The organism is Cytobacillus sp. OWB-43 (assembly GCF_034651445.1).
In the GTDB taxonomy this organism is placed as follows: Bacteria; Bacillota; Bacilli; order Bacillales; family Cytobacillaceae; genus Cytobacillus; species Cytobacillus kochii.
Map to the genome: position 1 here is coordinate 619,678 of NZ_JAYEFF010000001.1, position 25,967 is coordinate 645,644.

The 25,967-nt window shown below is 35.9% G+C and carries 23 protein-coding genes; 20 read left to right on the plus strand and 3 right to left on the minus strand.

Annotated features, from left to right (window positions below):
• Nucleotides 1-198 (minus strand): hypothetical protein, encoded by a 198-nt coding sequence (locus U9M49_RS03155; protein ID WP_095369424.1) that lies wholly within the window; start codon nt 196-198, stop codon nt 1-3.
• A gap of 171 nt (nt 199-369) precedes the next feature.
• On the opposite strand from U9M49_RS03155, the gene U9M49_RS03160 reads away from it, so the two are divergent.
• The 5 genes from U9M49_RS03160 to U9M49_RS03180 all read left to right on the plus strand — a co-directional run bounded on the left by U9M49_RS03160 (nt 370) and on the right by U9M49_RS03180 (nt 5,987).
• Nucleotides 370-714: a DUF485 domain-containing protein gene (locus U9M49_RS03160; RefSeq protein WP_233435262.1), complete on the plus strand. Its 345-nt coding sequence runs from the start codon at nt 370-372 to the stop codon at nt 712-714.
• Between the two features lie 2 nt (nt 715-716).
• Nucleotides 717-2,240 carry a cation acetate symporter gene (locus tag U9M49_RS03165; protein ID WP_095369422.1) on the plus strand — a complete coding sequence of 508 codons (1,524 nt, stop codon included), beginning with the start codon at nt 717-719 and terminating at the stop codon, nt 2,238-2,240.
• Nucleotides 2,241-2,325: 85 nt separating this feature from the next.
• Nucleotides 2,326-3,489 (plus strand): alanine racemase, encoded by a 1,164-nt coding sequence (locus tag U9M49_RS03170; protein WP_322909253.1) that lies wholly within the window; start codon nt 2,326-2,328, stop codon nt 3,487-3,489.
• Nucleotides 3,486-4,835: a D-arabinono-1,4-lactone oxidase gene (locus U9M49_RS03175; RefSeq protein ID WP_322909254.1), complete on the plus strand. Its 1,350-nt coding sequence runs from the start codon at nt 3,486-3,488 to the stop codon at nt 4,833-4,835. Before U9M49_RS03170 ends, U9M49_RS03175 begins: the two co-directional genes overlap by 4 nt.
• A gap of 72 nt (nt 4,836-4,907) precedes the next feature.
• Nucleotides 4,908-5,987 carry a nitric oxide synthase oxygenase gene (locus tag U9M49_RS03180; RefSeq protein ID WP_095369420.1) on the plus strand — a complete coding sequence of 360 codons (1,080 nt, stop codon included), beginning with the start codon at nt 4,908-4,910 and terminating at the stop codon, nt 5,985-5,987.
• Nucleotides 5,988-6,033: 46 nt separating this feature from the next.
• On the opposite strand, the gene U9M49_RS03185 is transcribed toward U9M49_RS03180, so the two are convergent.
• On the minus strand, nt 6,034-6,906 hold the full coding sequence (locus U9M49_RS03185; RefSeq protein ID WP_322909255.1) for a TetR/AcrR family transcriptional regulator: 873 nt from the start codon (nt 6,904-6,906) through the stop codon (nt 6,034-6,036).
• A 177-nt stretch (nt 6,907-7,083) separates the two neighbouring features.
• Here U9M49_RS03185 and U9M49_RS03190 point away from each other — a divergent pair, with 177 nt between their 5' ends.
• The 12 genes from U9M49_RS03190 to U9M49_RS03245 all read left to right on the plus strand — a co-directional run bounded on the left by U9M49_RS03190 (nt 7,084) and on the right by U9M49_RS03245 (nt 21,584).
• Nucleotides 7,084-8,610 carry a DHA2 family efflux MFS transporter permease subunit gene (locus tag U9M49_RS03190; RefSeq protein WP_095369418.1) on the plus strand — a complete coding sequence of 509 codons (1,527 nt, stop codon included), beginning with the start codon at nt 7,084-7,086 and terminating at the stop codon, nt 8,608-8,610.
• Nucleotides 8,611-8,770: 160 nt separating this feature from the next.
• Entirely contained in the window at nt 8,771-9,706 is a 936-nt protein-coding gene (locus U9M49_RS03195; protein ID WP_095369417.1) for an ATP-grasp domain-containing protein, read from the plus strand.
• 407 nt (nt 9,707-10,113) lie between these two features.
• Entirely contained in the window at nt 10,114-12,108 is a 1,995-nt protein-coding gene (locus U9M49_RS03200; RefSeq protein ID WP_095373470.1) for an LTA synthase family protein, read from the plus strand.
• 295 nt (nt 12,109-12,403) lie between these two features.
• Nucleotides 12,404-13,591 (plus strand): CaiB/BaiF CoA-transferase family protein, encoded by a 1,188-nt coding sequence (locus tag U9M49_RS03205; protein WP_322909256.1) that lies wholly within the window; start codon nt 12,404-12,406, stop codon nt 13,589-13,591.
• A gap of 14 nt (nt 13,592-13,605) precedes the next feature.
• Nucleotides 13,606-14,823: an acyl-CoA dehydrogenase family protein gene (locus tag U9M49_RS03210; protein WP_322909673.1), complete on the plus strand. Its 1,218-nt coding sequence runs from the start codon at nt 13,606-13,608 to the stop codon at nt 14,821-14,823.
• 14 nt (nt 14,824-14,837) lie between these two features.
• A complete protein-coding gene (locus U9M49_RS03215; RefSeq protein ID WP_095373468.1) occupies nt 14,838-15,152 on the plus strand; it encodes a DUF3870 domain-containing protein in 315 nt (104 codons plus the stop codon).
• Nucleotides 15,153-15,169: 17 nt separating this feature from the next.
• The gene (locus U9M49_RS03220; protein ID WP_095373467.1) at nt 15,170-15,634 is read left to right on the plus strand and encodes a hypothetical protein; all 465 of its coding nucleotides are present in this window, start codon (nt 15,170-15,172) and stop codon (nt 15,632-15,634) included.
• Nucleotides 15,635-15,639: 5 nt separating this feature from the next.
• Nucleotides 15,640-16,950 carry a sigma-54 interaction domain-containing protein gene (locus tag U9M49_RS03225; protein ID WP_095373466.1) on the plus strand — a complete coding sequence of 437 codons (1,311 nt, stop codon included), beginning with the start codon at nt 15,640-15,642 and terminating at the stop codon, nt 16,948-16,950.
• Nucleotides 16,951-17,181: 231 nt separating this feature from the next.
• Nucleotides 17,182-18,345: an acyl-CoA dehydrogenase family protein gene (locus U9M49_RS03230; RefSeq protein WP_322909257.1), complete on the plus strand. Its 1,164-nt coding sequence runs from the start codon at nt 17,182-17,184 to the stop codon at nt 18,343-18,345.
• 30 nt (nt 18,346-18,375) lie between these two features.
• The gene (gene menB / locus U9M49_RS03235) at nt 18,376-19,176 is read left to right on the plus strand and encodes a 1,4-dihydroxy-2-naphthoyl-CoA synthase (protein WP_322909258.1); all 801 of its coding nucleotides are present in this window, start codon (nt 18,376-18,378) and stop codon (nt 19,174-19,176) included.
• 24 nt (nt 19,177-19,200) lie between these two features.
• Nucleotides 19,201-20,811 (plus strand): AMP-binding protein, encoded by a 1,611-nt coding sequence (locus U9M49_RS03240; protein WP_233435261.1) that lies wholly within the window; start codon nt 19,201-19,203, stop codon nt 20,809-20,811.
• A gap of 32 nt (nt 20,812-20,843) precedes the next feature.
• Nucleotides 20,844-21,584, plus strand: coding sequence for an SDR family NAD(P)-dependent oxidoreductase (locus U9M49_RS03245; protein ID WP_095373462.1), 741 nt, complete (start codon nt 20,844-20,846; stop codon nt 21,582-21,584).
• A 129-nt stretch (nt 21,585-21,713) separates the two neighbouring features.
• Here U9M49_RS03245 and U9M49_RS03250 read toward each other — a convergent pair whose 3' ends face one another.
• Nucleotides 21,714-22,172, minus strand: coding sequence for a DUF2188 domain-containing protein (locus U9M49_RS03250; RefSeq protein WP_095373461.1), 459 nt, complete (start codon nt 22,170-22,172; stop codon nt 21,714-21,716).
• A 192-nt stretch (nt 22,173-22,364) separates the two neighbouring features.
• On the opposite strand from U9M49_RS03250, the gene U9M49_RS03255 reads away from it, so the two are divergent.
• The 3 genes from U9M49_RS03255 to U9M49_RS03265 all read left to right on the plus strand — a co-directional run bounded on the left by U9M49_RS03255 (nt 22,365) and on the right by U9M49_RS03265 (nt 25,932).
• Nucleotides 22,365-23,168: an alpha/beta hydrolase gene (locus U9M49_RS03255; protein WP_322909259.1), complete on the plus strand. Its 804-nt coding sequence runs from the start codon at nt 22,365-22,367 to the stop codon at nt 23,166-23,168.
• Nucleotides 23,169-23,251: 83 nt separating this feature from the next.
• A complete protein-coding gene (locus U9M49_RS03260; RefSeq protein ID WP_095373459.1) occupies nt 23,252-24,028 on the plus strand; it encodes an IclR family transcriptional regulator in 777 nt (258 codons plus the stop codon).
• 632 nt (nt 24,029-24,660) lie between these two features.
• Entirely contained in the window at nt 24,661-25,932 is a 1,272-nt protein-coding gene (locus tag U9M49_RS03265) for an MFS transporter (protein ID WP_095373458.1), read from the plus strand.
• Nucleotides 25,933-25,967 lie beyond the last annotated feature (35 nt).

Sequence of the window (25,967 nt, forward strand, 5' to 3'; positions counted from 1 at the left end):
TCACAGAAGAGGTTCGTTTTTCCCGATTTGTGAAAACAATGTGGCGTATTCCTTGTCGGTGATTAGTAATCGATGATGTAAATCATATGTTCTCAATACATATTCTTTTACACCTATAAATTCAGATTCAGTAATGACGAGAAAAGGGGTACCTTTTTGAAAATTTTGATAGTCTTTTAATAGACGTACTCTCTTCATGATTTCCCTCGCAAACTATAGTAAATAATTTACTTTCTATTATATTAAAATTTCTTGTTATTGTCGAAACTTGTCTAAAAATAAATCTTTTCTTTTAGTACAAATACTATTGCATATATTAATTATATTTTTTAGAATATACATATATTTCAGAAAATGGGAGGGGATCCATTGGATAACTTAGCGAAAGCGCATGACCAAAAGGAAGAGAATGTAGATTATGAGGTTGTGGCAAGTAGTTCAGCTTTTAAAAGTTTATTAAGTGCTAAGAAAGCCTTTTTAGTACCAATGATTATTTTTTTCATGCTCTTTTATTTTATGCTACCGATACTGACTTCGTTTACGAATGTGCTTAATCAACCGGCAATTGGTTCTATTACATGGACTTGGATGTATGCGTTTGCACAATTTGTGATGACTTGGGTTTTATGCATGATTTACGTTAAAAAAGCTGCAAAATTTGATAAAGATGCAGAACAAATCATTGAAAGTCATAAAACACAAGGAGAACGTTAATTATGAGTGGAATTGGTTTAACTTTATTCGTATTAATCGTAGCAATGACATTGGTGGTCACTTATTGGGCAGCAAAACGCACGAATACAGCAAGTGAGTTTTATACAGCCGGAGGGGGATTAACCGGTTGGCAGAATGGCTTAGCGATTGCTGGTGATTATTTATCAGCCGCTTCCTTTTTAGGTATTGCGGGCGCGATTGCATTATTCGGGTTTGATGGTTTCTTCTATTCTATTGGATACTTAGTAGCCTATTTAGTCGTATTATATATAGTTGCGGAACCACTTAGAAATTTGGGTAAATATACAATTGCTGATATGATTAGTGCCAGATTTAGTGAAAAGAAAGTTCGAGGAGTCGCAGCAATTAGTACGTTAACGATTGTTATTTTCTATATGATTGCTCAATTAGTTGGAGCTGGTGCACTTATACAATTATTGTTGGGTATTGATTACTGGATTGCTGTTGTAATCGTTGGTGTCATGATGACAACTTATGTTTTATTTGGCGGAATGACGGCAACTAGTTGGGTTCAAATTATTAAAGCAGCACTATTAATGATAGGAACAGTCATTATTTCATTCCTTGTATTAAAAGAGTTTAACTTTAATATTCTCGGTATGTTTGAGCAAATGAAAACGGTAACATCCCACGGTGAATCTTATTTAAACCCAGGTGTGAAATATACGAACGGTGTTGACACATTGTCAATGATGGTCGCTCTTGTATTAGGTACTGCTGGACTTCCTCATATTTTGATGAGGTTTTTCACAGTGAAAGATGCTAAAACAGCGAGAAGTTCTGTTGTCACAGCTACTTGGATTGTAGGAATATTCTATATCTTAACGATCTTCCTAGGATTTGGAGCTGCAGCGTTTGTAGGCTCACAAGATATCGTTGCAGCAAATGCAGCTGGTAATATGGCAGCACCTCTATTAGCTGAAGCACTTGGTGGAGACTTCCTAATGTCATTCGTTTCTGCCGTTGCTTTTGCAACCATTCTTGCCGTCGTTGCTGGGCTTGTGCTTTCAGGAGCTTCAGCCTTCGCACATGATATTTATGGGCAAATTATTAAAAAAGGTAAAGCAACTGAGAGAGAGCAAATGCTAGCCGCAAGATATGCTTCCATTGGTGTTTCTGTACTTTCGATTATTCTTGCCCTATTTGCGCAAACGTTAAATGTTGCCTTCTTAGTATCTTTAGCTTTCTGTGTGGCAGCAAGTGCGAACCTTCCAGTTATCATTTATACAATATACTGGAAGAAGTTCAACACAGCGGGTGCCATTTCAGGAATGGTTACCGGTCTCGTTACTGCACTTGTTCTAGTAGCTATTAGTCCAAGTGTATTGAGCCCTGAAGGAACAGCAATCCTTGTTGGTGATCCAATATTTCCATTAACCAACCCGGCAATCATATCAGTTCCAGCAGGATTTCTAGCAGCCTATATTGGTGCAGTTGTTTCAAATAAACGAGATGAGAAGAAATATGCTGAAGTAACTGTTAAAGCGAATACAGGTGTTAAATAATATTTTTAATACAACGCACAAGAGCGGCTTTCCATTAGAAAGTCGCTTTTCTTATATTTTGCGAAATAATGGTGGTGGGGATTTAATGGATATGGAAAGAATAGAAAATTTATCGAAGCGTGCACTTATATTAGATTTAGATGCTCTTGATCGAAACTGCCAGGTCATCGCAATGCATGCAAAAGGCAAAAAAATAAGAGTAGCAACAAAGTCTATTCGTTCCATTGATGTAATCAAGCGTATTTTAGCTTCAAATGAATGCTATCAAGGTATTATGACTTATTCTGCTGATGAGAGCTTAGTATTAGTGAAAGATGGTTTTAATGACATTTTGCTTGGATACCCAAGTATGGATGAAAATTCTCTAATGCTAATTGCTCGAGAGCATCCTAAAGAAATAACTGTCATGGTCGATTCTTTAGCGCATGTTGATTATTTAATAAAACTAGCAAAGTCTGTAAATGGCCAGTTTTCAATTTGTGTAGATATAGATATGAGTACAAATATTTTTGGATTTCATTTTGGGGTTCGACGTTCTTCTTTAAGGAGCTCCTCTGAGGTCCTAGCTATAGTAGAAGCTATTCATGCTAGTGATGTGCTTCACTGGAAGGGAATCATGGGATATGAAGCACAAATTGCTGGCGTTGGTGATAACGTCCCGCATTCATATGGGAAAAATACCATTATCCGTTTAATGAAACAAAAAGCAAAGCGAGAAGTAAAACGGAAGAGGGAAGCAATCATTACAGCTTTACTACAAAAAGGGTATACACCTGCTTTAGTGAATGGTGGCGGGACTGGTAGTATCCATTATACGGCAACAGACGAACAAGTGTCGGAAATTACTGTCGGGTCAGGCTTTTATTCACCACTTCTTTTTGATTATTATCAAGAGATTAAATATGAACCTGCTCTCTTCTTTGCCATACCTATTGTTCGTCAAGCGAAAGCGGATATATATACATGTCTCGGCGGAGGTTACATTGCTTCCGGTGTTACTGATCAAACGAGGATGCCACTTCCCGTATATCCATATGGCATGAGACTTTTATCAATGGAAGGTGCTGGCGAGGTGCAAACACCATTGTCTTATTCAAAAGAACGTTTATCCATAGGAAGTGCAGTTGTTTTTAGAGCTGCGAAAGCTGGGGAGGTATGTGAAAGGTTCACAGAGATTCATTGCTACTCGGAAAGTCAATCTACATCAACTGTAAAAACGTATAGAGGGGAAGGGATGTGTTTCCTATGAGAAAAACTTCGCTCGCATCTATCCGTAACTGGGCAGAAAATGTACAATTCAATGCTGAGCAACTATTTTTTCCACAAAGCATAGAGGATGTCATAAAAGTTATAAATAATGCAAGAAAGGAAAAGAAGAAGATTAGAGTGGTAGGATCTGGACATTCTTTCACAAATCTAATTCAAACCGAAGAGTGGTTCGTTTCATTAGACCGTTTATCAGGTATGATTTCTTTTGATGAGGACCAAGGTTTAGTAGAGGTATATGGTGGTACCAAATTATATGAAATCGGCAAATACTTAGGTGAGAAAGGTTGGGCCCAAGAAAACCTTGGTGATATAAATACGCAAAGTATTGCCGGCGCAATATCAACTGGTACACACGGGACAGGTATGAAATTCGGCAATATTTCTACACAAGTTGAAGAACTAGTGATGATTACAGCAGGAGGAGAGGAACTGTTAATCTCTCGTCATGTAAACTCACAATTGTACGATGCATCGCTCGTTTCGTTAGGGTTGTTGGGCATCGTTGTAAAGGTGAAATTAAAGGTCATTCAAGCACCGACCTATGTTTATAAAAGTAGGAAAATACTTTATAGTGATTTAAAGTCTCATATTAGTTTATATATCCAACACAATCGCCATTTTGAATGCTTCTTATTCCCCTTTTCTAACCATGTGCAAATAAAAACAATGAATATAACAGACAAGAAGCCGAGGAAAAGAAAATGGCGTAAGATGGAAAGTATGATAATGGAGAATTATATATTTGGTTTTCTATCTGTCTTATGTCGCAAATGGCCAAATCTAACGAAACCAGTTAGTCGTATAAGCGCAAAAGCCATTAGTGATAGTGAGCAATATGCGCCAAGTTATGATTTATTTGCTACTCCACGAAAAGTAAAGTTTGTTGAAATGGAGTATGCCATTCCGTTAGAGCATATGGTTGCTTGTCTCGATGAAATAAGGAAAAAGATAGAAGAGCAGCAATACAAGGTCCATTTTCCAATCGAATGTCGCGTCGTGAAAAGAGACAATATTTGGTTAAGCCCATCTTTTGGGAGAGATTCAGCTTATATTGCTTTTCATATGTTTAAAGGTATGCCATATGAAACCTATTTTAACGATATGGAAGCAATTATGAATAAGTATAATGGGCGTCCTCATTGGGGGAAGATTCATCAAGCAAAGGTTTCAGAGTTGACTCGTAAATACAGCCACCTAAGAGAATTCCTTATTTGGAGAGCAAAACTTGATCCAAACCATTTATTTGTCAATCCCTATTTGGCGAAGTTGTTTCATATTGAAAAGGGCAACATGTACGGGAAAGAAACAATGACAGAAAAGCCATGATTTTTCTAATATACGAAAGGGATATGGTAAGATAGTATTATCGAATCTACATTCAGGAGGATTCAGTCTATCTTGTCTAAAGAACTATTTCAAAAAGCTCAGGAATTTATTTATCAGTTTTACGAAGAAACAAGGCAAACAAAAGAACAAGCGGATAGAAGATTAAGTATGATATTTGATGAAATAGAATCAACTGGAACATATACGCAATTACAGGAAGAATTGGCTTATGGTAGCAAACTTGCATGGCGTAATAGTAATCGTTGTATAGGCCGTTTCTTTTGGGAAACACTTCAAGTCATCGATAAGAGATTATGTAACACAGAAGAGGAAGTAGCAAAGGCGCTTTTTGAGCACATAAAACTAGCGACGAATAGTGGGAAAATTAAACCTTTTATTACTGTATTTCCAAGTAACGAAAGTGATACAACCTTTCGTATATGGAATCACCAATTGATTAGATATGCTGGATATGACACCAAAGATGGTATATTAGGTGATTCATCTTCTATTGAATTTACAAAAAAGTGCATCGAGCTAGGGTGGGAGCCAACCTATAGTCATTTCGATATATTACCGCTTGTTATTCAAAAGAACAATGAAGAACCCAAATGGTTTACGATACCGACAGAATTAATTGTTGAGGTAGAAATCGAACACCCCGAATATACTTGGTTTAAAGAATTACAGTTAAAATGGTATGGAATCCCCATCATTGCTGATATGAAAATGGAAATAGGCGGTCTTATTTATGAAGCGGCACCTTTTAACGGTTGGTATATGGGGACAGAAATAGGTGCTAGAAATTTAGCAGATGAAGATAGGTACAATCAGTTACCTATTATAGCAGAATTGTTAGAGTTAAATATTCGCTCGAATGCTTCACTTTGGAAAGATCGTGCATTAATCGAATTAAATTTAGCTGTCATGCATTCTTTTCGACGGGCCGGAGTTAGTATTGTAGATCATCATACGGCTGCAGAACAATTCAAACAATTTGAAACGAAGGAAAGAAAACACAAGAGAGAAGTCACTGGAGATTGGACTTGGCTTATTCCCCCTTTATCACCAGCTACTACTCACATTTTTCATAAACCTTATAAAAATGTAAGTAAGTCACCCAATTTTTATTATCAGCATAAACCTTATTAAAAAAAGATAGATACTCTACCCTAAATGGTTAGAATATCTATCTTTTTTATGATGGGGAAGAAGTGTTGTGAACAATAGACTGAAGCCGTATTATACTACTTTTATTACAAATTGAATCTGTCCGTTTTAATGTCTCTAAGGCACTATCAATAAGAAACTTCCTTGGTTTTTTTCTTAAAAGGAGTTCGTCTTGAATAAACTGTATCAATAATTCTTCGTCCTTAGTTAGTGCTTCCGTTTCTAAGATAAGTTCACATAAATACTTAATTTCATCCTGTGTTTCAGTACCTAATAAATCATTGATCTCTGTATCGATTAAAGAAGGTGAGAATAGTTGAACTTCTTTTGTCGCAACTTGATTTGTCATTTCTACAATTCTCTCAACACTATATTGAACAACCTTAGTAATACTGACCGATGATTGGAATAATTCAGTATAATATTTGCTCAACTGATGAAGAATACCAAGGAAGATAATTGACATATCAAGAAGGTATGCTCGCCGATTCTCTCCAAACAGATCAATAAAACGGTAATAAATCCACTTAATTGTCTGGAGCTGACCTTTTCTTATAAATGCTTTAAGTTCTATGTCATCTGATATGAACATTTCATCAAATAAGGAGATGAGCTGATGTTTATGATTAAACATGACTTGCTGTTCCACTTGCTGCTTGAAAACATCAATACTTTGTGGGCTTTTGCCGATAAGTAAAGCATCTCTCTCCTTTTCCATCAGTTTGTAACTATCTTTAAAGATGGCCATTAGTAATTCTGTTTTTGATGAAAAGTAATTATAGAATGTACCTTTAGATATACCTGTATAAGATAATATATCTTGGATAGAAGTAGCTTGAAATCCTTTTTCAATAAATAATTCATGAGCTAAATGAATGACATGTAATTTTCTGTCCTTCAAAAAATATCACCTTATTTTTAAGTTTTAAATAATTAGTATCATAACATAAAATTCTCCTAAGAAAAAATTCGCAAAGCGAAATATAATGATTGCATTCACTAATCATATCAGTTATGATAAGTCCTACGTGAAATAGTGGTATAAACAATTGAACAATGTGTATAGGGAGGGGAAACAATGACCGCAAATCACCAAAATTCAAATACACCACCCTATGGATTATTAGCAATCCTAATGGTGGGTGCGTTTATTGCGTTTTTAAACAATACTCTATTAAATATCGCCTTACCATCAATCATGGAGGATTTGAATGTAGATACAGCTACTGTCCAGTGGCTAACAACTGGCTATATGTTAGTAAATGGGGTCTTAATCCCTGCAACTGCGTTCTTAATCCGTAAATATAGTGTTCGTATTTTGTTTTTATTTGCGATGCTTATGTTCACATTAGGAACATTTGTAGCTGGATTTGCCGATATTTTTAGCATGTTACTTATAGGAAGAATGATGCAGGCTTCTGGTTCGGCTATATTAATGCCTGTTCTAATGAATGTGATGCTCGTTTCTTTCCCTGTTGAAAAGCGTGGTTCTGCGATGGGGATATTTGGTTTAATATTAATGGCAGCCCCAGCGATAGGTCCAACATTGTCAGGGTGGATTGTCGAAAATTATGATTGGCGAATGTTGTTTCATTTTATTTCTCCAATTGCAATTATCGTTTTACTATTAGGCTTTATATGGTTAAGAGATAAAAAAGAAAAGCAATCAATTAAATTAGATTTTCTTTCATTATTATTGTCTAGTATTGGGTTTGGTGGTATTTTATATGGATTCAGCTCAGCAGGTAATGATGGATGGAGTGCTGCAAACGTTTATTTAACCATCATTGTCGGTGCTATTTCTCTATTCATTTTTATAATTAGACAAAACAAGCAAAAAGAACCAATGTTAAACTTTGGTGTTTTTCAATTTCCAATGTTTACTCTCTCAACGATTATTACAATGGTTGTGAATATGGCGATGTTCTCAGGGATGCTACTCATTCCTATCTATGTACAGAATATCCGAGGTATTGCCCCTTTTGATGCCGGTTTAATGATGCTGCCAGGTGCATTAGTAATGGCAGCAATGTCACCCCTAACTGGAAAGTTATTTGATAAATTCGGTGGGAAAATATTAGCTTTAACCGGCTTAAGCATTATGACAATCTCGACTTTCTTTTTTAGTCGTCTTGGTATGGATACAGGAGCAATTCATATTATGGTATTACATACGATTAGAATGTTCGGTATGTCAATGGTAATGATGCCTGTGTCTACAAACGGTTTGAATCAATTACCACCACGGTTTTATCCCCATGGTACGGCGATGAATAATACACTTAATCAGGTATCTGGTGCCATTGGTACAGCGTTGCTTATTACAATTATGTCTAATAAAGCAAACGCAGTCGGAGAAGATTTAGCAAAAACTACTCTACGTGAAAATGGTGGAGGAGAACTATCTCAAGAAGCGATGATACAAATTGGGTTGCAATCTACATTAGACGGGATTAATTTTGCCTTTTTTGTTTCAACTTTTATTTCGGTTATAGCGTTGATTCTCGTCTTCTTTATGAAACGCTCAGTACCTGCAAAAGATCCCGAAGAACAGACTGAAGCATTAGAAACGGGACCTTTAAATGAAACAGAATCGTCAAGATGATAGAATAAAGTGACTGGAGATCCTCATCTCACAGTCATTTTTTTTGATTTTGTTAAAGTATGATTAATTGCATCTTTATACGAAATAATTGCGAATTTCTGATACCCGTGAAATAATAGGTACCATACATAATAGTTTTTATTAAAAGGAAGTGTTTTCTTTGAAAAAGATATATATTATTCACGAGAATGATGAATGGACAGACCATTTGACAAGAAGATTAGATGAATTACAAGTACCTTACGAAACATGGCACTTACATGAGGGAATAATTGATTTAAATTCTACACCACCAGAAGGTGTGTTTTATAATCGCATGAGTGCTTCATCTCACACGAGAGGGCATCGTTTCGCTCCAGAATTAGCAGCAAGTGTGATTACATGGTTAGAAAGTCACGGTAGACAAGTGTTAAATGGGAGTAACGCACTTTCGTTAGAGGTGAGTAAAGTGAAACAATATGCTCTACTAGAAAAAAGCGGGATTAAAACACCAAAAACAATTGGAGCAGTTGGGAAAGAAAATATTATAACTGCAGCTGAAAAAATAGGAACCACTCCTTTTATAACGAAACACAATCGTGCAGGAAAAGGTTTAGGTGTGCAGTTATTCCAAACAATCGATTCTTTAAGAACGTATGTTAATAGCAATTCCTTCGAAGAACCTGTTGATGGGATTACTCTTATTCAGCAATATATAAAGTCGGAGGATCAGATAATTACAAGGGCAGAGTTCATTGGCGGGAAGTTTTATTATGCTGTAAATGTTGATACTTCAGAAGGCTTTGAATTATGTCCGGCAGATGCTTGTCAAATTGGCGATGCTTTTTGTCCAGTGGGAGAAGAGCCACAGATACGTCCTAAATTCGAAATTACTGAAGAAGTGGATACTGAACAAATGGTTAAATATGAGAAATTTCTTGAATATGCAGGAATTGATGTAGCAGGGATTGAATTTATAAAAGATGGTGATGGTAACGTTTATACGTATGACATCAATACAAATACGAATTATAATGCAGACGCTGAAGCAATTGCAGGTAAATACGGCATGTTACAACTAGCAACGTTTTTGAAGGAACAGTTGAAGCTAGCATAATTCATGTTAGCCATCATATACTAATGAAGCTAGTCCATTTTTCTATGAACAGTTCTAAATAGAATGACATATGCTAATTCAAAATGTGTATGTCAGTAATACTGAAATGTTAGGTAATACATCTAAGGGCTGCTTAATTTTAAGCAGCTCTTGATTATGGAGGACTTTAAGGTTATTTCTTGACATTTGCTCAAAAAAGAGTATATTTATAACTCGTGATAGCGTTAAGTTTAAAGAAAAATTTACATTGTCATAGAACGTTCATAATTATCGACTATAATCATAATATGCTATTGTTCAATACAAACGAGGAAAGTAGTTGGTAAGAAAAGGGTTTTTATTACCAATTGCTTATAGAATTTTTTTAAAAGCATGTTATAATAATGTGCTAGAAGGTAGGTGCAATAATGGATAATTTATCTAAAAAAGGTCAAAGTTTATTCTTCGATAAATATATTGGCTTCTTTATGTTAGCTGTATTCTTCCTTTGGATGAAAACGTATATAACACAATTAACTCAATTTAATCTCGGGGTTGACAGCCCAATACAGCAATTTCTCTTATTTTTAAATCCTTTAGGGTCATCGTTGATCTTTCTTAGTTTAGCTTTATTTTTTAAAGGAAGACGAAAGTATATTGCGACATTAGTGATATACAGCATAATGTCATTCTTGTTATATGCGAATGTGGTATATTATCGTTCATTTACGGATTTTATTACATTACCAACATTAACAATGACACAGAACTTTGCAGATGTTAGTAAAAGTGTAACCACTCTACTACGCCCATATGATTTCTTATTCTTTATAGACATCCTTTTCTTAATTGGTCTATTAGCATTTAAATTTGTTAAGATCGAGAAGAAAGATTATGGTAAGAGACGCATGGTTGCCGTATTATCTTTAGGGTTAGCAATCTCATGTGCAAACCTAGGACTGGCTGAAGCAGATCGACCACAATTATTAACACGTGGGTTTGATAGAAACTATATTGTTAAATATCTCGGTATGTACAATTATACTATTTATGATGCAGTACAAAGTACGAAAGCATCAGCTCAAAGGGTTATGGCAGATAGCAATGATACAACCGAAGTCGTGAACTTTACGCAATCTAATTATGCTGAACCAAATCCAGAAACATTCGGTATTGGGAAGGATATGAATGTGATATATCTTCACTTGGAATCCATTCAAACTTTCTTAATGAACTATGAATTGCATGGAGAAGAAGTTACACCATTTCTCAATTCATTAATTGAAGAAGAAAACACAACTTATTTTGATAACTTCTTCCATCAAACAGCTCAAGGAAAAACAGCTGATGCAGAATTTATGCTTGAAAACTCGTTATACGGGTTACCACAAGGTTCTGCTTTTACTACAAAAGGAATGAATACATTCCATGCAGCACCAGCCATTTTAAAAGAAAAAGGCTATACGTCTGCAGTATTCCATGGAAATAATGGGACATTCTGGAACAGGAATGAGATATATAAAGGATTTGGCTATGACCGTTTTTATGATGCAAGTTATTTTGATATGAATTCAGATAACTTAACTGACTATGGATTAATGGATAAACCATTCTTTGAGCAATCAGAAGCTTATTTGGATGAATTACCACAACCTTTCTATTCGAAGTTTATTACCGTAACTCATCACTATCCGTATCCATTAGATGAAGAAGAAGCGACAATTGATAAACATACAACTGGCGATCCATCTGTGGATAATTATTTCCAAACGGCAAGATATGCGGATGAAGCACTTGAAGAGTTCTTTAATTATCTTAAAGAATCAGGACTCTATGATAATTCAATTATCGTTATGTATGGTGACCATTATGGAATTTCAAGTAGCCATAAGAAAGCAATGGAACAAGTATTAGATACAGAGTATAATGATTTTCTTGATACAAGTTTACAACGTGTGCCTTTATTCATTCGTGTCCCAGGGATGGAAGGTGGAACGAACCATGAATATGCAGGCCAAATTGATTTAAAACCAACGTTATTACATTTACTTGGTATCGATTCGAAAGAGTATATTCACTTTGGAACTGATATTTTCTCAAAAGAACATGATGATTTAATACCGTTTAGAAATGGAGATTTTGTTAGTCCAACTATTACAGCTATCGGTGGAAAATATTACGATTCAAATACAGGTGAACTAATAGAAGATGAAGAAGTTATTGCAAAAGGCGATGAGATGAATGAAAATGTTGAGCAAAAGCTCGCATATTCAGATAAAGTCGTCAATGCTGATTTACTTCGATTCTATGAACCAGAGAATTTCACTCCTGTAAATCGATCAGATTATGATTATGCTGACTTTAAAAAGTTGTTTACTGACACTGAATCAAGTACAAACTCAAACGATATGATTAGAGAATAAAAAGAGGAGCCATTAGTGCTCCTCTTTTTATTATTTCACGTTATTTTTTCAAAAACTATTGAATTTTTTAAAAATTTTAATTATTATATAATATATAAACCAATGACAGTAATTACCTTACTGCAAAAATGGTTTCCCTTTTTGAATTTTGAATATGAAAATCATTGACAATGATTCACTTGATTTTTCTTGCCGAAAAACAAGCCGTGAATTGGAGTCAGTAGAGTAAACTTTTCGGAGGAAAGTTTATTTTGCTGACTCTATTTTATTGTTGTAGAAATGGAGTGTATAAAAGATGGGGCTTGCATTAGAAGGGGTTAAGATTATCGACCTATCACGGGTGTTAGCAGGACCATTCTGTACGATGATACTTGGTGATTTAGGTGCAGAAGTCATTAAAATTGAACATCATCAGAATGGAGATGAAACAAGATTCTGGGGACCTCCTTTTGTTGAAGGTGAAAGCGCTTATTATTTATGTGCAAACAGAAATAAAGAGAGTATGACATTGAACTTAAAAGCTGAAGAAGGGAAGGAGGTTTTTCGTCAATTAGTAATAGACGCTGATATCGTAGTACAGAATTTTAAGACTGGTACATTAGATAAATGGGGACTTGGATACGAGCAGTTAAATGAATGGAACAGTAAAATTATTTTAGCTTCTATTACAGGGTTTGGTCAAAGTGGCCCATATAAAGATCTACCTGGGTATGATTACATCATTCAAGCAATGAGTGGTTTAATGAATATTACCGGAGAGGAAGCTGGCTCACCAATGAAAGTTGGTGTTGCCATTTCTGATGTGATTACAGGATTATATACTTGTATTGGAATATTAAGTGCATTACAACACCGTCAGCACACTGGAGAAGGTCAAGAGATTGATATAGCATTATTAGATTGTCAAATATCGGCTTTAGTTAATGTAGCGAGTAATTATTTGGTCGGTCAAACAGAACCTAAGCGGTTAGGTAATCGCCATCCAAATATAGCCCCATATCAAGTATTTACGGTGGCTGATGGAGAAATGGTCATTGCTGTTGGCAACGATCAACAATTTGCCCGTTTCTGTAATATTTTAGAATTAGCTGAGTTGATAAACGATAAACGGTATGCCACCAATCGTAGTCGCGTTGAAAATCGTAGTTCGCTAATACCAATTCTTCAACGAGAGTTGTTAAAAAATTCAAAACAAAATTGGAAGCGTTTATTTGATGAACATGCGATTCCGAACGGTCCAATTCATACAATTAGCGAAATGTTTAATGATCCACAAGTTCTGGCAAGAGAGATGGTGATAGAGGGCAATCATCCTCATATACCGTCGTTGAAATTAACAGGTTCTCCATTAAAGCTGTCAAAATCTCCGGTCAAAGTAAGACATCATCCGCCGCTTTATGGGGAACAGACAGCCGAAATATTACAGAGAGTGGGATATACCAGAGCTGAAATAAAAGAAATGAAAAAAAATCAAGTGATATAGGAGGAATTATGATGATGAATTTCGAATTAACAGAAGAACAAGAAAGTGTAAAAAAATTAGTGAGACGGTTCGTTGACAATGAAATTATGCCAAATATTCAAGAGTGGGATCGTAAACAACATTTTGAACCTCGTATTTTAGAAAGGCTGTCAGAACTTCAATTAATGGGTGTATGTATTCCTGAGCAATACGGCGGGGCGGGGATGGATTATAACACCCTAGCAATTGTATGTGAGGAATTAGAAAGAGGGGATACAGCATATAGAACAGCAGTGTCTGTTCATACTGGATTAAATAGTATGACCTTATTGCAATGGGGAACTGAAGAACAAAAGCAAAAATATTTAGTTCCTCAAGCAAAAGGTGTAAAAATAGGTGCTTTTGGTCTTACTGAACCGAATGCTGGATCAGATGTAGCAACAATGAATTCGACAGCGAAAAAAGATGGTGATTATTATATTTTAAACGGATCAAAGACTTGGATTTCACTTTGTGATGTTGCTGATCACTTTCTTGTATTTGCTAAAACAGATCATGATGCAGCTCATAAAGGTATCACAGCTTTTATCGTTGAGAGAACATTTGCAGGAGTAGAAACAAAGGCCATTAAAGGAAAGTTAGGTATACGAGCGGGTAATACTGGAGAAGTGTTCTTATCTGATGTAAAAGTACCAGTAGCCAACCGTTTAGGTGAGGAAGGGGAAGGCTTCAAAATCGCCATGTCAGCTTTAGATAATGGTCGATTCACAGTAGCTGCTGGTGCAGTAGGCTTAATCGCTGCTAGTTTAGAAGCAAGTGTGAAATATTGTCATGAAAGAAAAACATTTGGTAAAGAGATAGGAAAGCATCAACTTGTTCAACAAATGATTGCTAAGATGACTGCTAACCTAGAAATTTCACGCCTACTTGTTTTCAAAGCTGGATCGCTGAAAAATGCTGGTAAGAGAAATACAAAAGAAACGTCCTTAGCCAAATGGATTGCGTGTGATGCTGCGTTTGAGGCGGCAAATGATGCGGTACAAGTCCATGGTGCTTATGGTTATTCAGATGAATACCCCGTAGAAAGATACTTGAGAAATTCAAAAGCTCCGGTTATTTACGAAGGAACGAGAGAAATTCATACCGTTATGCAAGGTGAATATGCACTAGGCTATCGTGAAGATAAGCCATTGCGTAACCCACTGCCATCTTGGCCCTTTGAAGAAGAAGAGGTGGCAATTCAACAAAGATAAGGAGAGCAACTATCATGAATACATTTTTTCTAGCAGGACACGCTAAGCTTCCTCAAGGAATGGCGGCAAGGAACCTATATGATTCTATTACAATTACATTAGAATTGGATCAAAAGTATGGTGTAATCATTGATGCATCATGCACGTTAGCAACAGAGCATGGAAGAGAATTTATTCGCCAGTTATTAAGAGGATATAGTTTAAATGATGGTTTGGAACCTTTGATACAGAGAGTAAAAGATCATTATAAAGGCAAAGCGGGTCAAGCGATATTAGCTGCTTTAAAAGATGTGCACACACAATATGAAATGGTTTTATCTATGAAATAAGGAGGGGGGCTGCTTTCATGCAGACCCCTTTTTCCTATCATCGTGTAAAAAAGGAGAAGAGTGATATGGATACCATTCGTTTTAAGATCGGAGACAGTGCAGCCATAGCAAGAAAATTTACAGAAGAAGAAATTTTGAGCTGTCAGCAACTAACAAATGATTATAGCCCTGTTTACCAATTACACAATAAGAAATGGGATGAACCTTTTCATAAAGCAATCGTACCCGCATTGTTAATTGAAGGACTGATCCATCAAGTAGTTAGTGAAAAATTACCAGGTTGTCCATGTGTGCTCCTTCAAAAAGAACTGTTATTTTATGACCCTGTCTACCGTGACGAAATTATTACAGCTAAGTTAGATTTGCTAGACTGTCATAACGAACGTCATTGGTTGACGATGAAGGTATCATGCATAAACGAAGATAATCATGAAGTCATTAGAGGTCAGCTCGTGGTACAATTACTCGGGCCTAGAGGTTGAATAAGATGAAGGATATTACATTGATGGAACAATCTCATCAAAATCCTATATTAATCGTAACTGAGCACGGAAGAATGGTTACTGCTAACCCTATATTTACCCAACGGTTTGCGATTACAATACAAGAATTGAAAGGTCAGTTGATAGAAGTTAGTAATTTTCCTTATCTGATTGGCAAACTTCACTGTCTAACGATCTTATCGGTTCTCTGTATCGTCAAAGTTAATAAAGAAAATGGTCATTATCGTTTAACTATTTTTTTAAAAGCAGATGAAATTTCTCTCCCTGTTTTAAAACAGTTTCTTTCTTTATTACAAGAAAAAGAGCAATATACACCTAAGACACATACAGCTAATTATGAATTTGCGCATATTATCGGTGAAAGTCAAAAGTTATTAGAAGTGAAAGAACTAGCTGCTCGTATAGCTGTTAGTTCATCCACAGTTTTAATTACCGGTGAAAGTGGTACTGGTAAAGAATTATTCGCTCAAGCGATTCATCATGCCAGTCCAAGGAGAAAAGGCCCTTTTATTGCAGTCAATTGTGCGGCCATTCCATCAGAATTATTTGAATCTGAAGTATTTGGTTATGAAGAAGGCGCATTTAGTGGAGCGAAAAAAACAGGCAAGCCAGGAAAAATTGAGCTAGCACAGAATGGCACATTGTTCCTTGACGAAATTTCTGAATTGCCTAAAGCTGCACAAGGAAAGCTATTGAGGGTATTGCAGGAGAGGGAAGTTGAGAGGCTTGGTTCCATAGGAAAAAAGCGAGTGGATATTCGGATAATAGCCGCCACGAATAGAGATCTATTTGAGCTCGTCTCGGCAGGGGAATTCAGACAAGATCTATATTATCGTTTATTCGTATTTGATCTGCCTATCCCCCCATTAAGAGACAGAAAAGAAGATATATTACCGCTTGTTCACTATTTTTTAGATAAATATAATCAACAACTAAATAAAAACGTAAATCAGATTCATCCACATTTGCTAAAATGCTTAATGGAGCATGAATGGCCTGGTAATATAAGAGAATTAAAAGCTGTGGTAGAAAGAGGGGTAACACTTTCTTTAGGAGAAGAGTTAGGCGACAATGCTATGGTGAAAAGAATAGCGACTCAGACTAGTCAAACCCAGTGTTTACCAAGCAATAATACTTCAAAAACCTTAGAAGAGATCGTGAAAGAAACAGAAAAAAAAGCTATTGTTGAGGCTTTAGAAAAATCGGATGGAGATAAAACGATGGCTGCTGTAAAATTAAATATTCATTTAGCTAGTTTATATAGAAAAATGGCTAAATATCAAATCAAAACCTAAGTAAGTAGAAAACGTAAGCAGATTTTGGCAGAGAGCCAATTTGTTTACGTTTTTTTTTTTGTTGATAACACTCGTTCATCTACTGTATAATGACTCACTTTTGCAAATATATTTCGCAAAAGTGAGATAAATTCGCAATAGTAAGAAGAATGAAACTGAATAAACAGCTTCAAACAAATAAACTAATTTGGCATGGTTCTTGCTTAATAGTAACTGAGAGGAGGATGGATGATGTTACAATTTTCATTTACTGAAGAGCAAGAGGACTTTCGAAAAATTTTAAGACAATATTCTAAAGAGGTATTATTACCTCAATATACAAAGTGGGACAGAGAAAAAAAGACGCCGAGACATTTATGGGAGGAGCTAGGGGAGTTAGGTGTAACAGGTCTGCGTATTCCAGAAAAATATGGTGGAAGCGCGGCAGATTGTATCACGACAGGTATTGCTGCTGAAGAAATAGGCAAAGGTGATTTTAATTTAACTTATTCAGTAATGTTAAATGCTTTAATAGGAGAAATTCTCTCCATTCATGCAAATAATGCTATTAAATCAGAGTGGCTTCCGAAAATTGCACAGGGAAAATCGATTGTTGGGATTGCAATTACTGAGCCACAAGCAGGTACCGATGCAGGGGGAATACAATCAACAGCTATTAGAAAAGGCGATCATTTCATTCTAAATGGTGAGAAATCGGGGATTAGTGTGGCAACAGTGGCGGATGCATTTATTCTTTTTGCTAAAACCGACCCAACTGCCGGAAATAGAGGAATATCCGCTTTTCTTGTACCTAGTGATTTACCAGGAGTAGACTGCAGAGGTTATGAAGATATGGGAAATATCCCAATAGGTAGAGGCTCCGTTTATTTAACTGATGTCATGATTCCTGAGCAATACTTGATTGGTAATCTAAATGAAGGCTTCTCTCAAGTGATGAATGGCTTTGATTTAAGCCGGCTTTTAATAGGACTTCAATGTATAGGTACAGCCACACAAAGTTTGGATGAAACAATAGAACATGTGAAAACAAGACATTCTTTCGGCAAACCATTAGCTGTGAATCAAGCAGTCTCTTTTCCGATAGTACACCATTATACTCAACTGGAGCTCGTTAAATGGCAAGCTTATCGAGGACTGTGGTTGCGTGATGAAGGTTTACAACATACGAAGGAAGCAGCATCTGTTAAGTGGCTTGCACCTAAATATAGTAGTGAAGCGATTCATGAATGCCTCCTTTTAAATGGGCACTATGCTTATACAAAAGAAATGCCATTTGAACAACGATTAAGAGATGTCATTGGATTAGAGATTGGTGATGGAACAGCCCAAGCAAACCAAATGGTAATCGCCAAACACCTTATAGGGAAAGAATTCCGATCTTATCAAAAAATATAAATTCAAATCAGAAGAAAAGGAGAATCACTAATGGAATTAATAGATACGATACTAGAAAAGAAAAATGGCGTAGCGAAAATAACTATTAACCGACCAGAAGTTTATAATGCCTTTCGAGCACAAACGATTAAAGAATTAATTTGGTGTTTTCGTGAAGCTTGGGATGATAACACTGTTGGTGTGGTGATTTTAACAGGGACAGGAGAAAAAGCATTCTGTACAGGTGGCGATCAAAAACAAAAAGATGGAGAAAGTGGTTATGATGGTAAAGGTGGTCTAGGAAATGGAATTGGCCTTGAAATAGAGAATCTCCATCAAACGATAAGAAACATCCCTAAGCCAGTTATTGCTGCTGTTAATGGCTATGCAATCGGTGGGGGCCACGTATTACATGTAGTTTGTGATTTAACAATTGCTGCTGCTACCGCAAAGTTTGGGCAATCAGGGCCAAAGGTTGGGAGCTTTGATGCAGGATATGGATCTGCCTATTTAGCAAGAATCGTTGGTGAGAAGAGAGCAAGAGAAATTTGGTACTTATGTGAACAATATAGCGCTGATGAATGTAAAGAAATGGGACTAGTGAATAAAGTTGTACCATTACATGAATTACAGCAGGCGTCAGAAGACTGGGCACATAAAATACTGCAAAAAAGTCCAACAGCAATTAAAATGTTGAAACTGTCCTTCAATGCAGATAGTGCAAATATCCAAGGGATTACGCAGTTGTCAATGGCAAATTTAGCATTATTCTATCAATCTAATGAATCAGCGGAAGGAAAAAATGCTTTCCTAGAAAAACGCCCAGTAGATTTTTCTACGTTTAGAAGTTAAATGAAAGATGAAGGAGTGTTTATTGTGGAACAATTAGATGGATTAACATCATATTCTTCACAATGGCTCAATAAAACGATGATTGATTACTTAGATGAAGCAATCACGCGTACACCAAATAAAACAGCGATTATCGATAGTAAAAGTCGATACACATACAAAATGTTAGGTTCAATGGTCGATCGCGTCGCACTAGGTTTATTGGACTTAGGTATAAAAAAAGGCGATGTCATTTCTATTCAGCTTCCGAATTGGAATGAGTTTGTTATTCTACATTATGCTGCTTCAAAAATTGGGGCGATTACGAACCCTCTTGTACCTATTTACCGAGAAAGAGAACTTACTTATATGGTTAAAGAGGCAGGGGCTAAATTATTAATTATTCCAGATTGTTTTAGAGGCCATGATTATATTGAAATGGTAGGAAAATGTCTAAACGAATGGCCGGAACTTGAGAATATTGTTGTTGTAGGAAATTCGTTACCAATACCGGAAAAAATGAAATCGTTTGCATCAATAGTCACTTCTATAGACATACTTCAAAAGCGTAGAGATGAGCTAAATATAGAAATAGATCCTAATGAAGTGACTGAGATTATCTTTACATCAGGTACAACAGGTCTTCCTAAAGGTGTCATGCATACTCATAATACTTTATGTATTACTTCCCATTATTGGATTGATCATTTGCAATTAACGAATGAAGATGTGTTATTTATGGCTTCAACTTTTGCCCATCAAACTGGGTTTGCATACGGCGTAAGGTTACCAACACAATATGGTGGTACAGCCGTCTACCAAGATACTTGGAATCCAGATTCATTCTTAAAGCTTATAGAAACAGAGAAAGTGACTTTTACGGCTGGAGCTACACCTTTTTTAAAAGACACAATCGCAGCGGCTAAAAAAAGCACAGCAGATATTAGTAGTTTGAAGTATTTTATTGCTTTAGGCGCCCCTATTCCGAGAAACTTAGTCAAGCAAGCAGAAAAGGTTGTATCATTCAAAATATTGGCCGGTTGGGGGCAAACAGAAAATGGGTTAGTTACTTTAACAAAGAGAACTGATTCCATTCAAAAATTGACGGAAACAGATGGTGTTGCTTTCACTGGCATGGAAGTAAAGGTTGTCAATCAAGAAGGGGAGACTTGCCAGGCGGGAGAAGAAGGTAATATTTATTGCCGTGGACCGGCTTTATTTCGCGGTTATTATAAACAAATAGAGAAAACGCAGTCTGAATTCGATCGAGATTGGTTTATTACTGGTGATAGAGGCGTGTTGGATGAGGATGGTTATTTAAGAATTACTGGTAGAAACAAAGATATTATTATTCGAGGTGGGGAAAATATCCCCGTATCTTATATTGAAAATGTCCTATATGAGTATGAGTTGATCAATGATGTGCAGGTTGTGGCAATGCCAGATGAACGATTGCAAGAAAAAGCATGCGCATTTATTCAATTGAAACAAGGGGCTACTACGCTTACTTTAGCTATGTTACAACAGTTTTTACTGGAAAAAGGGGTAGCGAAACAATATTGGCCCGAACATTTTGTCCTTCTAGAGGAATTTCCACGAACAGCAAGTGGGAAAATCCAGAAGTTTAAATTAAGAGAATCGTTACTAAAGAATTGAATGTAACTTAAGTAAAAAGGAGTGTTTGAATAATGAGTAAAATTGCCTATATTACCGGTGGCGGTAGGGGGATGGGAAGAGCAATTTGTTTAGCTGTTGCAAATAATTATCAAGTGGTTGCCAGTGATATCAATATAAATAATGCGAAAGAAACTATTGAACTTGTGAAAGAAATAGGTGGAGAGGGGTTTGCTGTACATTGTGATGTTACGAGTTTAGAAAGTGTAGAACGATCAGTAAAGGAAGTGCAGCAGAAGTATGGGAGTATTGATTTACTTGTAAATAATGCGGGATGGGATAAAATTGAACCATTTTTACAAAGTGAACCCGATACTTGGAGAAAGGTAATAGACATTAATTTAATGGGTCAAGTACACACATGTAAAATGATCCTGCCATTAATGATAGAAAATGGGAAAGGAAAGGTAGTCAACATTGCTTCAGATTCTGGGAGAGTAGGTTCAAGTGGAGAAGGAGTTTACTCTGCTGCTAAAGGTGGTGTAATTGCATTTACAAAGACGATTGCAAGAGAAATGGCCAGATATCAGATTAATGTGAACTGCATTGCGCCAGGTCCAGCCGATACGCCACTTTTCCAGGAGATAGGATCTTATAATAAAGGGATTGCTGCTGCACTAGAGAAAGCCATTCCATTCCGAAAATTAGCCCAACCAGAGGATATTGCTGGTGCAGTCGCTTTTTTTGCTTCGAAGGAAGCGGATTATATTACCGGGCAAACACTTTCTGTTAATGGCGGTTTAACAATGTGTTAAACAAGATAAAAAAAGGATAACCTTTTTCCTAAGTTCTTAAGGATAGAAAATAAGTATAAGAGCATGCAAACAAGCCGAAACCTTATTCGGCTTGTTTGTGTTTGTGCTTGAATAGGCAGTAATATATTGTTACTCTTCTATATCATAAGAATGTTTCTCGTCAATGGTTCCATCTTTTTTATATATTACAAGATGTGTTTTTTTATTTTGAGCGATTTCCTTTGCTCTTTTGACTGCTTCTGCCTTCGTAGGAAGGATCTCAGATGGTTTTTTTCCATGATCAGTTGTAATTGCCCAACCATCATCGTGTGGTAGTACATGTTGTCCTTCTTGAACTCGTTTACTCTTTTCTTTATCCCCTTTTCCTTCGGGTTGTAACTCACTGTCAGTTGCTTGAATCATTTGGTTTCGTTCTTTCGTTGTTGCATCGCTATACCATTTTTTACTTTGTTCAATGGCAATTGGGATAGCACGACTTTCATTATAGCCATCACGAATAAGACTGTTAGCTATTTCAATGGCTTTTTTCTTCATCGCTGTTTCTAAGTTTTTGAATGAATCTGGATAATCTGTCGTATGCCAGGGCATGTTCTCCACCTCCTAGTTTATTATTAAATTCATACCCTAGTTTGATAAAGATTACTCATAAAAAAAGTAAGAGTAGTACATAACAATAGTGAAATGTCTAAAAATTTAGAATAATGATTGACAAATGATGGGTATCTATTTAAAATTAAAACAATGTTTTGTTATAGAAACATAATGAAGAGGAGGAGTAAAATGCCTACCATAAGAGTAAGTAAAGAAATGAAGATTCATTACAGAGTGAAAGGTGAGGGAAAGCCGCTTATTATTTTACACGGGTTAGGTAATAATTCTCAGTCGTGGACAAAACAATTGGATGATTTATCAAAAGACTTTCAAGTATTCGTTTGGGATGCACCAGGTTATGGTCAAAGTAGTGATCCGGAGGAAGAGTTTACAAGTTTCCGGCAATTTGCTGATATACTAAAGCAATTTGTCGATGCCCTAGAATTACAAAAATTTTACTTACTTGGTCATTCAATGGGCTCTGCTATTGCTATAGATTTTACCTATCGATTCAAAGATCGAGTTGAATTACTTATTATTGCTGATCCAACACGAGGGGCTGCTGGGAATAGTGAAGAAGAGAACAGGAAAAAGTTAACTAGAAGAGTTTATAATGTGACAAATCTAACAGGAGAAGAACTAGCAAAACAAAGAGTAAGAGAATTGTTAGCGCCAGAGGCAAATCTGGAGGTTGTGAAAGAAGCAGAAAGAATTATGGCGCAAGTTCGACCGAAAGGATATATTTCGGTTGCTAACTCATTATATTCCTTGGATCACACGGACATTTATGGGAGCATAACAACGCCAACTTTAATATTATGTGGTGAATTTGATAAGGCAACTCCTGTTGAAGAGGCAAAAATATTTCATCATGCGATTGCCGAATCACAGTTGGTGATCATTCCTAATACAGGCCATCTTTGCTATCAAGAGGACCCAGCATCTTTTAATGAAGCCGTTCGGACATTTCTGCAAAATCCTGTAAATATATAAATGAAAATGATTCTTAATATCTTTTTGATCGATTTTTTGTTAAAATAGTAATATAGCATTTACTGGGAAAGTGGGGTGATGGAGTGGCTAACGGTGAAAAAGAGAGATATAATGCCAATTCATTAGTCAGAGGATTAGAAATTTTGAAATTATTCAACGGTGGACGTCCAACGATGTCTCTAGCTGAAATTGCGAAGGAACTAAATGTAAGTCGTACAGTACCATACCGTTTACTTTATACATTGCAAACGTTAGGTTACTTACATCAAGATGAACATACAAAGCGCTATAGCTTAACACCAAAAGTGCTTGAGCTTGGGTTTGCTTATTTGAATAGTTTAAACTTACCTGAAATCATTCAGCCTTATTTGGATACACTCCGTGATACAACTGGAGCGTCATGTCATTTATCGATATTAGATGATTATGAAGTCGTATACATAGGTAGTGCACCTGTTCGCGGGGTATCTGCCATAAATGTAAATATCGGTTTAAGATTGCCTGCACATGCAACAGCTAATGGCAAGCTTTTATTAGCTATGCAACCAGAAGGGAAGCTACGTGAGACAGTGTATGGATCTAACTTAAAACCGTATACAGAAAAAACGCAAACTGATTTACCTGGGTTCTTTGAAGAATTAGAAACAATCAGGAAAAACGGTTATGCAATTTCTTTAGGTGAATTCCATCAAGGAATTCAATCTGTAGCGGCGCCAATATATGATCGTAGTGGAAAAGTAGTAGCAGCCATTAATATTGTCGCCACTGATGTCACATATCAGAATGATTTTATCGAAAAAGTTGCTTTACCGAAAATCCTTGATATATCCAAACAATTATCCGGACTTATTGGAAATTGATTCACTAGAAGACACGAACTACTCATTAACAATTGTTGTACCCGAATCTAATTGATTCGGGTTTTTTTATTGGATTTACCTTTTTCTTTCACATGAAACTTACTTCTTTACAGTTTATCTTTCTTTAGTTATGAAAGAGTAATTGTTTTATATATATGTACAATCTTTCCCTAGTGTCGCTCTCATAGTAATAACTCTACAAATTAATCTACTAGATTAATATATTACTTCTCATCATCAACCTCTTCATTTGTCGTTCCTTAAATTGGCAGGGACTCACTTTTTATAAATAGTTCACAATAAAAAAGGTCATTAAATTAAATAGATTAAAAAAAATATATGAAATCACCTGATAAAGTGACTAAAATTTCGAATCTTTTTGGGCTTCTTTAAAATAATACGTATTCACTTTTAAAATAAGTGAAATCAGTTGGGATGTTCAATTTTCATTATAAGTATAGTGAAAATAGTTTTAATTTATAACAATCTGTATTGACAAAATTTTTTAAAAATTTTAAGATTATATAAACTTTGTTTTGTATAAAAAACAAAGTTTTAAATGGATCGAAATTTATATGGAGGTGATTTTTGTTAATTAGTGATTTTTTCCACATATGATAGGAGGGTAAAGAATGTTAACAGGAAAGAAAAGATGGTTATATATTGCTGTACCGATATTCTTCTTTTGGTTTTTTGGCCAAATTGACAAGCTTGGTATTTCTATTATTCAAACAGATGCTGATTTTCTTAGTGACTTAGGGATTGCTGGTGAAAATGCCAAGATTGGTTTCATCACTTTTATATTCACAATTGCTTATGCGGTTTCAAACCTATTTTGGGGTGTAATTATTGATAAACTAGGTGCCAGAAAAACAGCAATGTTAGGTTTGGTTGTTTGGACCATTACGATGATTACCGCTGGCTTGTCGACTACATATGAGATGTTTATCTTGTCAAGAATCGTTCTTGGGTTTGGTGAGGGAATGATGATTCCTGTATGTGGAAAATTCATTGCTAACTGGTTCCATTATAAAGAATTAGGAAAAGCACAAGCATCATGGTTATCTGGTAACTATTTAGGGCCGGCTGTTGGTGCATTAATGCTAACCGCTATCATTGCTAGTCTCCATTGGCAAGCTGCATTTTTCCTACTCGCTGCTTTTAATTTATTGCTTGTACTGCCACTTTTTTATTTTCTTACAAGAGATATACCAGAAGAGCATAAAGGGATTACACATGAGGAGCTTGCCTATATACGTGAGAAAAACCCGATTGATAAAAAAGATGGATCGAAAAATTTTGCTCAAGACTATAGGTACTGGATTGTATGGTTTGGAATGCTGATGTCTTCTTTCTTATTTTTTGGTATTAGTATATGGTTACCTACTTATTTAATCGAAGCGAAGAGTTTTTCTAGGGAAGCAATGAGTAGTATTACCTCCTTATCTTGGTTATTTGCCTTAGGATTTGTCCTTATTTGTGGTTACTTATCAGATAAGACAAACCGCCCAAGCCTGATGGCGACCATTTTATTTGCATTAACAACAATCTTTTTATGTGGTGGCATTATGTCGCCTAACGCGATAGTTGCAGGTATTTGCATGGGATTAGCTATGGGTACACAAGGTGGCGTCTTCCATCTAAGTAATTTATTTATTGTGAAATTCTCTACACCTGAAACCGCTGGTAGAGCAGCAGGTATGATGGGGTTTACTAATATTATGGGTGGTTTCGCCAGTTATATTATGGGATATTTACGAGATTTATCAAACGGAGACTTTGGGACATCAATCATTGTGTTAATTTTTGCCTCCACTTTAGGTTTTGTTGCTTATTTATTTACTCTTAAGCGGGAATCAACTGAGTTAAGGGTTGTTCATAATAACCAGTCAATAGTAGGTTAATCGTTTCATTCCAACTATTTATCTTTTTAAAATTT

Coding starts and splice junctions, on each gene's coding strand:
- U9M49_RS03155 (WP_095369424.1), bottom strand. CDS start 198: ATGAAGAGAGTACGTCTATTAAAAGACTATCAAAATTTTCAAAAAGGT.
- U9M49_RS03165 (WP_095369422.1), top strand. CDS start 717: ATGAGTGGAATTGGTTTAACTTTATTCGTATTAATCGTAGCAATGACA.
- U9M49_RS03170 (WP_322909253.1), top strand. CDS start 2,326: ATGGATATGGAAAGAATAGAAAATTTATCGAAGCGTGCACTTATATTA.
- U9M49_RS03175 (WP_322909254.1), top strand. CDS start 3,486: ATGAGAAAAACTTCGCTCGCATCTATCCGTAACTGGGCAGAAAATGTA.
- U9M49_RS03190 (WP_095369418.1), top strand. CDS start 7,084: ATGACCGCAAATCACCAAAATTCAAATACACCACCCTATGGATTATTA.
- U9M49_RS03200 (WP_095373470.1), top strand. CDS start 10,114: ATGGATAATTTATCTAAAAAAGGTCAAAGTTTATTCTTCGATAAATAT.
- U9M49_RS03205 (WP_322909256.1), top strand. CDS start 12,404: ATGGGGCTTGCATTAGAAGGGGTTAAGATTATCGACCTATCACGGGTG.
- U9M49_RS03210 (WP_322909673.1), top strand. CDS start 13,606: ATGAATTTCGAATTAACAGAAGAACAAGAAAGTGTAAAAAAATTAGTG.
- U9M49_RS03215 (WP_095373468.1), top strand. CDS start 14,838: ATGAATACATTTTTTCTAGCAGGACACGCTAAGCTTCCTCAAGGAATG.
- U9M49_RS03220 (WP_095373467.1), top strand. CDS start 15,170: ATGCAGACCCCTTTTTCCTATCATCGTGTAAAAAAGGAGAAGAGTGAT.
- U9M49_RS03225 (WP_095373466.1), top strand. CDS start 15,640: ATGAAGGATATTACATTGATGGAACAATCTCATCAAAATCCTATATTA.
- U9M49_RS03230 (WP_322909257.1), top strand. CDS start 17,182: ATGTTACAATTTTCATTTACTGAAGAGCAAGAGGACTTTCGAAAAATT.
- menB (WP_322909258.1), top strand. CDS start 18,376: ATGGAATTAATAGATACGATACTAGAAAAGAAAAATGGCGTAGCGAAA.
- U9M49_RS03245 (WP_095373462.1), top strand. CDS start 20,844: ATGAGTAAAATTGCCTATATTACCGGTGGCGGTAGGGGGATGGGAAGA.
- U9M49_RS03250 (WP_095373461.1), bottom strand. CDS start 22,172: ATGCCCTGGCATACGACAGATTATCCAGATTCATTCAAAAACTTAGAA.
- U9M49_RS03255 (WP_322909259.1), top strand. CDS start 22,365: ATGCCTACCATAAGAGTAAGTAAAGAAATGAAGATTCATTACAGAGTG.
- U9M49_RS03265 (WP_095373458.1), top strand. CDS start 24,661: ATGTTAACAGGAAAGAAAAGATGGTTATATATTGCTGTACCGATATTC.